Annotated in this window: 3 protein-coding genes and 2 pseudogenes; 4 read left to right on the forward strand and 1 reads right to left on the reverse strand. The window is 62.0% G+C overall.

Going from position 1 to position 7,402, the window contains the following annotated elements:
• Positions 1-294, forward strand: a 294-nt coding sequence (locus tag IQ16_RS44240) for a transposase (protein ID WP_208751672.1), incomplete at its 5' end; no start/stop codon positions are given.
• 47 nt (positions 295-341) lie between these two features.
• Here the strand turns inward: IQ16_RS44240 and IQ16_RS44245 are convergent.
• On the reverse strand, positions 342-2,138 hold the full coding sequence (locus tag IQ16_RS44245) for a recombinase family protein (protein WP_011084515.1): 1,797 nt from the start codon (positions 2,136-2,138) through the stop codon (positions 342-344).
• Between IQ16_RS44245 and IQ16_RS44250 the strand changes: the two are divergent.
• From IQ16_RS44250 to IQ16_RS44260, 3 genes and pseudogenes are all read left to right on the forward strand, one after another.
• Positions 2,025-2,376 (forward strand): annotated as a pseudogene (locus IQ16_RS44250) (DDE-type integrase/transposase/recombinase); the annotation flags it as partial. The gene IQ16_RS44245 and the pseudogene IQ16_RS44250 overlap by 114 nt on opposite strands.
• A 181-nt stretch (positions 2,377-2,557) precedes the next feature.
• Positions 2,558-4,810 (forward strand): hypothetical protein, encoded by a 2,253-nt coding sequence (locus IQ16_RS44255; RefSeq protein ID WP_011084516.1) that lies wholly within the window; start codon positions 2,558-2,560, stop codon positions 4,808-4,810.
• Between the two features lie 586 nt (positions 4,811-5,396).
• Positions 5,397-7,402, forward strand: a pseudogene (locus tag IQ16_RS44260) (Ulp1 family isopeptidase); the annotation flags it as partial.

A 7,402-nucleotide genomic window follows, 5' to 3' on the forward strand; every position in this document is an offset into this window, starting at 1 on the left:
ATCCTCGACAACCTCAACACCCATAAAAAGAACGAGGACTGGCTCAAGGCCCACCCCAACGTGCAATTTCATTTCACGCCGACAAGTGCGTCATGGCTCAATCAGGTCGAAGTATGGTTTTCCATCTTGCAGGGGCAGTCGCTCAGCGGCACCTCCTTCACGAGCCTCAAGCAGCTTCAGGAACACATCGATGCCTACGTCAACGCATACAACGACAGAGCCGAGCCCTTCGTCTGGACCAAGAAAAAGGTCCGTCAACGCCGTTTCAAAGGCCGCCGTATCACTCAGCTCTGATTCCGGGTACTAGATTCGATAACCTGTTTTGTTGAGTAGCGTGATGGTCAAGGTTGCCAAGCCCCGAGCCATGGCTCGATCGCGTCCTCGGCGGGCTTGAACACCGGGATGTGGTAGTTCGAGCGCATTGATGTGACGCGCTCGCGGGTCCAGCGATTGCCGTTGCCGGTCTTGAGGCCGTTGCGATTGAGGAGGCCGGCAATCAGATCGTCGCTGGCGATCAGCACCAGTTGACGCACGGCCTGGACGATATCGGCAGAGGTGCTGTTGCGCTGTCCGCGCCGGCGCTTCGGCAAGCGCAACTCGCTGTGGGCGCCCCCCACCCAATGGACGATGAGAACGATCTCCGAGGCCGCGTCGTCGATATCGGCCACGACCTCATGGATGAGGGTGCGCACAATGCGCTTCTTGAGGCGAGCATCCGTCGTCGGCGCATCCCAGACCGTTTTGAGGTTCGAGGCCAGAACGCCGAGCGAGACTGGATCGGCAAGGGGTGCGGGCGTGGCCGCATCATGCATGGCGATCTTGGCCTCAACCTCCGCCGCGTGAGCGAGCGCCCTGTTCCAGCGCGCTTCCAGCTCACTGGCCACCAGCCGGTTCGCGGGATCAGCGGCATCGTATTGCCGGAAAGCCCTGTCGGCGGCATAGCGCGCCGCTTCGAGGTCGCGACTGAGAGCATCGCGTACCTGATCGCGCCGTTCCCTGGCTCCCTTGGCGGCAGCGGTTGCGGCGGCGACAGCGCCCGGACCGACGACTCCAAGCAGCGATTCTTCGATGGCGTCATCGACGCGCAGTCCGCCGAAGGCGATGCAGTGGGCCCAGCCATTATCCATCCAGGCACGGTTGCAGCTGTAGCGCGGGATATGGTTCTCCATGCCGGAGTACCGGAGTGTGAGCTTGCGACCGCAGCGCTTGCAGCGGATCAGACCGGCCAGCAACGCGTCACCATGGTTGGGCGCGCCGTGATGCCGACTGGTGGGAACATTGCTGCTGACCATGGTGCGAATCGCCTCGAACTTCTCCCAGCTCACATACCCTTCGTGAGTGTTGGGCTTCAGCGTCAGCCATTCGTTCCGCGCCTTGCGGCGGATCTTCAGGCTCACGCCAGCGGTGCTGTATCCCGCCGCCACAGCTGTCTTACCATAGGCATAGGCGCCGCCGTAGACCGGGTTCTCAATGATCCGGTGGATGGCAGAGTAGTTTGGTCGCCGCCAGGCCGTGTCGCCGTTGGTCTGCTTCACCGGCAGATCGAGATTGTACTCATGGAGCCAGCAGAGCGCCTGTCGCGCGCTGCCCAGTTCCTCGACCTTGTCGAACACCAGCTTGATCGCCTCCTGGACACGCCGATCCGGGTCTTTCTCATAACGGTCGCCGGCCTTCACGAAGCCGACGGGCGCTGTCACAACCAACTCGCCCCGGCGCGCCTTCTCGTAGCGGGCCGAGAGCGAGCGCTGGCGCAACAGATCCAGCTCGTACTCGTTGAGGCTGCCCTTGAGCCCGAGCAGCAGGCGGTCGTTGCCGTGCCTTGGCGCATAGATGGTCTCTTGATCGACCAGAACGGTATCGACCACGCGGCACATCTCGATGAGTTGCTGCCAATCCCGGCTGTTGCGGGCGAAGCGCGAGACCTCGCGGGCGCAAACCGCACCAACCCTGCCGAGGCAAACCTCCGCCACCATTCGCTCGAATCCGGCGCGTTGTATGCCGCCGGCGGCTGAACGACCATCTGACGACGGACAATCACGGACAAGCTCCGTTCGTACGGCGCTTCGAGGGCGAAGATGGGCTTTCACGTCGAACATCGCCAGCACAAAGCTCTCAACAATTGGGCCGAGAATTCTCATCAGCCGACGCGGCGGCGCGAGCGGATCATGGAGCGTTTCAAATCGTCCCGTCAGGCTCAACGGTTTCTGTCAGTTCACGATCAGGTCGCGAACCTTTTCCACATCCCCTATTCTGGAGCCGTCACTGCCGACTTCCGTCGTGCTTCGCGCGGGCGAGCCTTTGCGACTTGGCGCGAGATCTCCGCGACAAGCGCTATCGCCGAATCTCGAACCTTTGAGAAGCGCCTCCTTCGGCTCGCGGTCGATTAAGTTGACGATGCCCCGCTGCCTCCAGCAGCACGCCAGGCGCGATGGAATTGCACCCCACGGTGATCCGGGTTTTCCTGTGAATCGGGGAGAAGCGCCCTACGTCAGCTACTCGTCAGCCAGCCAGTCTATGCAGACTGGCTGCGCACTCTCGACTTTATCGGAGGTGGAATATGACAGGCATTGGCCGAGCTGGTAAATCGCACGTTGGGCCCGCAGGAGCCGACAGCGCATGGGGATCGAGTAGTTCGAGCCCGGAGCTCGGTCCCGCCCCCGGGGAGGGCGGGCAATCTTTCGACTCTGTCGTGGAGCGGATGCGCTCCGGGCCTCGAGATGGAACGGCTCCGCTCGTGAGCCTGCCACCAGCTTCGGCGGTGGCAGTCCAGATTTCCTCAAGTGGCGACGGAATCAAGGCAGCGAAGCAAAAAATGCGCAGCCTGCTTGCGGGGCTTGATGCTTCTAAAAATGCAGCCACACGAGCCCAGAACCCGAACCCGTCGGAGGCGCAAGAGCTGATCGATCAAGTCGTCAAGGCAGGCTCGGAAGTTCTGGGCTATTACGCGAGCCTCCCCCCGGACATGGCGCGCGGGCTTCTTTCCGACGGTCGGGCTCGCCGACTCCGCGAGGAAACTATCGCTGCGGGAAACGAATGCGACATCGTGGCCACCTGGATTATCGGCGACCTGGAGAAGAGCAGGAAGAAAGCAACAGCCTTGCTCAAGAATATGCGAGTTGCCAACGCTCAGCCTGACCAGCTGAGCCGAGCGGTATCCAGCGTGGCGAAGCACTACGAGGCCTGCATGGAGGGGTGGGGAAAGAAGGCATTGCGCATGGAACGGATGCAGTCCGTCTGCGCGGCCACCGCCAACTTGCCGAGCACCACGCCCGAGATGCGGCAGGCCGAAGAGGCCGCACTACGCCTGCAGACCGGCTGGGCACTTTATACGAAGTGCGTGTATCTGCAATCGCAGGTTGCTCTTGCTCAGCTTCTAATTGAGTCGCGGGCGAGCACGTTCGAACCAGCTGTAAGCGACGCCCTCATGGGTGAGGATGGGCGGGTGCGTCTGCTCGGGACCTTTATCGAGGATGTTTTTCCGGCATTTAACTCGGCGTCCGAAGCCGTTCTGAGCAGCAACGGAGCGGCACTCGACGCAGACCACTGCACCGTTCTGGAAGGAGTCATGGAGCGGCTTTCGGAATTTGCCTCAGGGGTGCACGGAATCGTTACCAGGCTAAGGGACGCCGGAACGGATGCCGACCTTCCATTAAAACTGTTGGGCCAGATCGCGGATGGTGCATGGGTCACCGCGGACGACGTCACGCGTCTTTTGGACGTGCAGCCAAAGACGCCCGCCGTGATTGAGCCGACGGCCCGGACTGCCGTAGTGGTTGAGGGGGGCGCGGCCCGCAGGGAGGGGAAGGGCAAGCGCGCACCGGCCGCAGGCGAGCGAAGTTCGGCGGCCGGGCCGCGCGAGCCGCAGCTCGCCACGCCCGACGCTGCCACGGCCCCGACAGTCAAGGTGATCGTACTCTCGGATCTGGGTACGAAGAAACTCGCGAGCGCGGAGGAGGCGGCACTCGCGAGGGCGTCATCGTCGGCGACCGGGCACCTGGAGATATTGCAGGCTCCGCCCTCCAGGAACGCACTGACCGGATTACTCAAGCGATTGGACGAACTTTTGCAGTTCGATCTGCCGGCTCAGCAAAGCGCGGTCTCGCAAGCGCGCCACGGGAAGCCCGAGGACGCCGATCACGCCGTGGATCTCGTCGTTAAGCGCCTGCAGACACAGGCCTCCGAGATTGAGGCCAGTGTAGCCGCGCTGGAGGAGCCTCGCCGACGTGTCCTACTCACGCCTGCGCAAGTGCCGGAAGTGCACGACAAAATAGCCCGGCTCAAGGCGATGTTGTCCGAGGTGCAGGGACAGGCAAACTCTTTCACGGCGCAAAAGGCGGTGATCACGATCGATTGCATGAAGACCTACGCGTTTCCGTCCCAGAAGTATCTTGAACAGTTGCGAGCGGCCGGGGAGTTGGCGGCTGTGAATTCACCGCGCGCCTTGAAGGATGATCCGGGGACACTGTTCGAGATCAAGCTGCAGCCCAAGGCCCTGCGCAATGGCGCGACGCCAAGCCCGATGTGGGTGCACATCCATACCAAGCGGCCGGTACATGCCAGGCAGTTGGCAACGCTGAGCGATGCCGGGTTCGCCGCTTGCCACGTGAAGTCCAATGACCAGCGCGGCTACAATCAGGACTGGCAGAGCGCTCGAGCTGCGACGGGGCGCGAGAACGTCGTGATCCACCGCGGCAAGCTCACGCCGGCGTTCTGTAGGTCCTTGTTGCGCACCGCAGCTGGCGGCCAGCCGTGGCATCCCCTTCCCGAGGCGGAGCACGCGTCGATGCAGTTCGCGCGCCTCGGGATGTAGTTACCTGGGTGTCCCGCGCCAGAGCGTCGCTGTGGTGACACGATCAAGTGGACCGTTTCTCACCGAGAGGAAATCCTCGATGAGCTCGAAGCCGGCGCGGGCTTCCTCGAACAGATCGACAACAGGGTCCGATTGAAATTCGATCGGGAGCGTCGTGACCCCAACTTCCTTTCGCTTGGCAGCTGAACCGTCAAATGCCGGCGATGTGTCGTCTCAAGTCCAGGCGCATGCGATCAGCGCTCCAGGCTCTTCATCTTCGAAAGTGAGTACACATGAAATTCGTCTCAATGAATCGGGGGGGCAACAAACGGATAGCGTGGACGCGCAAGATGCCTCTCCAGCCGACTCGTCGGCAGAGGCGGCGGCCTTTCAGCGGCAGCTGAGCGAGGTCGCTGTCCTGTCCGCTCCCGTGCTCATGCAGGTCCGCGCCTATCAAGCGGATGCATCGCGATCTGAGGCGCGACCCATCGTGCGGGCGAGCGGGCAACCATATACGCCGGCTCCGCACGGTGAAGGCGGTGGAACGACGCTGAATGCGTCGGCGCTGCCGCTCGGCCATGCAAATTTGGTTTTCGCAGGAAGCGGCATGGATCCTGTTTATTCCGACGATGCGTCTCTTATTGAGGGGCTCGGGCCGGCACTCTTCAAGGCTGGGGCCACCGAGCGCACCGTCAGGCGCAATGTACGTTGTCTTCTCGGATTGGGGCATTGGCTCGTAAAGAACGGAAAGCCGGGCATTGCTGCCCGGCTTTCCGAAGAGTCGCTGGTCGAGGATGCCCTGGAGTTCGGCAAGCAGGAGGGGCAGGCCATCGCTACGCCACTGGTTCATCTTCGAGCCTCCCAATCGCCGGGCGGCATCGCGCCGATTGCAAGCCGGGTTGAGCTGAATCCCTATTCCCAAGATGCGGATCTCATCAAAGGGTACAAGGAAGATGCAGCGTCAGGCACCGCCAACACCGTCAGGAAGTATGCAACTCTTCTTATCGATTTCAGTGATTACCTCCGTGAGAACGATAAGCCCGGCATTGCTGCTCGACTTGGCGACGGCTCGCTGGATAATGATGTCAGCCAGTATAAGGAGGCGGACCCCCGTGGCCGCAGAAAAGCCGGGGCCGCACTGGCTCATCTCCTGAGGTCGCCGGCGGGTGCTAGAGCGATCGAGCTCCGGCCTCATATTCGCCCCGTTCCTGATTTCGAAGGCGCGGTTCGCGCTGAGCCGAGCCGGACCCGGGCCGCGACTGCACAGCACAGCTCGAGCGGAGCTATCAGCTGGCCGGAGACTCTGCCTGCGAACCAGCAGGATCTGCTTTTGGAGACGATGGACGGACCCAGCTCCTCGCCGCCTATCGAGACAATTGCGCACCATCAACAAGCAGCGGATGCAGGAGGGTCTTTTCGTGACTTGAACTTGCCCCGCGCCGACCATGGGGTTTCACCGCCGCATGGCCTGGCATTGGATGCTGCAGGGTCCCTGAACTGGCGCCACCATGACGACGAACTGACGGATAAACGTCACAGGAACCCGCTCGGGCCAGGCGAGCAGGTTCTCGTCATCAATGAGCATGATATAGGGGAGTTGAGATCAGCGAAGAGGCAGAAGACGCTAAGCAATCCGCAGGGCGTCGCCGTTGAGCGGCAGCTGATGCAGACGCCATCCCATCAACTGGCGGCGTCCCCATTGCAGATGCAGGCTCCGATGCTGTCGCAAAACGAGCTGATCGGCGAGCCGCTCCCAGGGGAAGACGCGGAGCTCTTGGCGAGGTTTCGTGTAGACGCCAAGCGGCGCAAGCTCACCCCAGGCGCCATCAATAACAGTGTTTCCGGGCTTGGGAGATTTGTTCGCTGGGTCAACGCAGAGCATGGGGGGTCCGTAGCTTCTCGGCTACGAAAAGGTACACCGCTGGATGAGGAAATTGCGGCGTACCGGAGATTGGGCCGTGACCCCCAGCACCGCATTACATCGGCCCTGGATGTTCTCCGGCGGCTCTTGCGTGGGGGTGAAGAAGCCGAAGCTCCCGAACCCCGCGTCCTCGGTGCCCCACGTCGCCTGGTTCCTCATCCAGAAGATGCGCCCCTCATCGAGGGCGCGCTGAGCCAAGCTCTGAAACATGTTAAAACTGCGAAGGATAAGGGGTCTGCGCAAAAGCGGGCGACACGTCTTCGCGCGCTGAGTGCGTGGCTTAAAGGGAATCGCAAAGGGAGCATCATCGGGCGACTTAACGGCTCTAGCAAGGAGCAGTTAACGCTGGACAACGATGTGCTGGCGTTCCAACGGACCGGAGGCGCAAGATACCGTCCCGATTTGTCGCATCTTCGCAGCTACTTAAAACTCATCGAGGCGAACCGAGAGCTGGGGCTGCCAGGCCCTGAGCAGCCGAGCTCGCCGGCCGCGTGGGGCGATCGGCATCCCGGCTCGGCGCAGGATCTTCCCTCAACGCCGGCAAGCCCAAGCGCGGGAGCTTGGGTTTGGTTGGGTGAACAGCTGCACGAACCAGCATCACCATCCAGGCCCCCGTCACATGCTAAGGGCAGGCTTGAGCCATCTGTTGATCTGAATGCGCCGACGCCGTCCGAGTTGCGCGACGATGCTCA

The sequence above is a fragment of the Bradyrhizobium huanghuaihaiense genome, assembly GCF_007830635.1.
Taxonomy (GTDB): Bacteria; Pseudomonadota; Alphaproteobacteria; order Rhizobiales; family Xanthobacteraceae; genus Bradyrhizobium; species Bradyrhizobium huanghuaihaiense.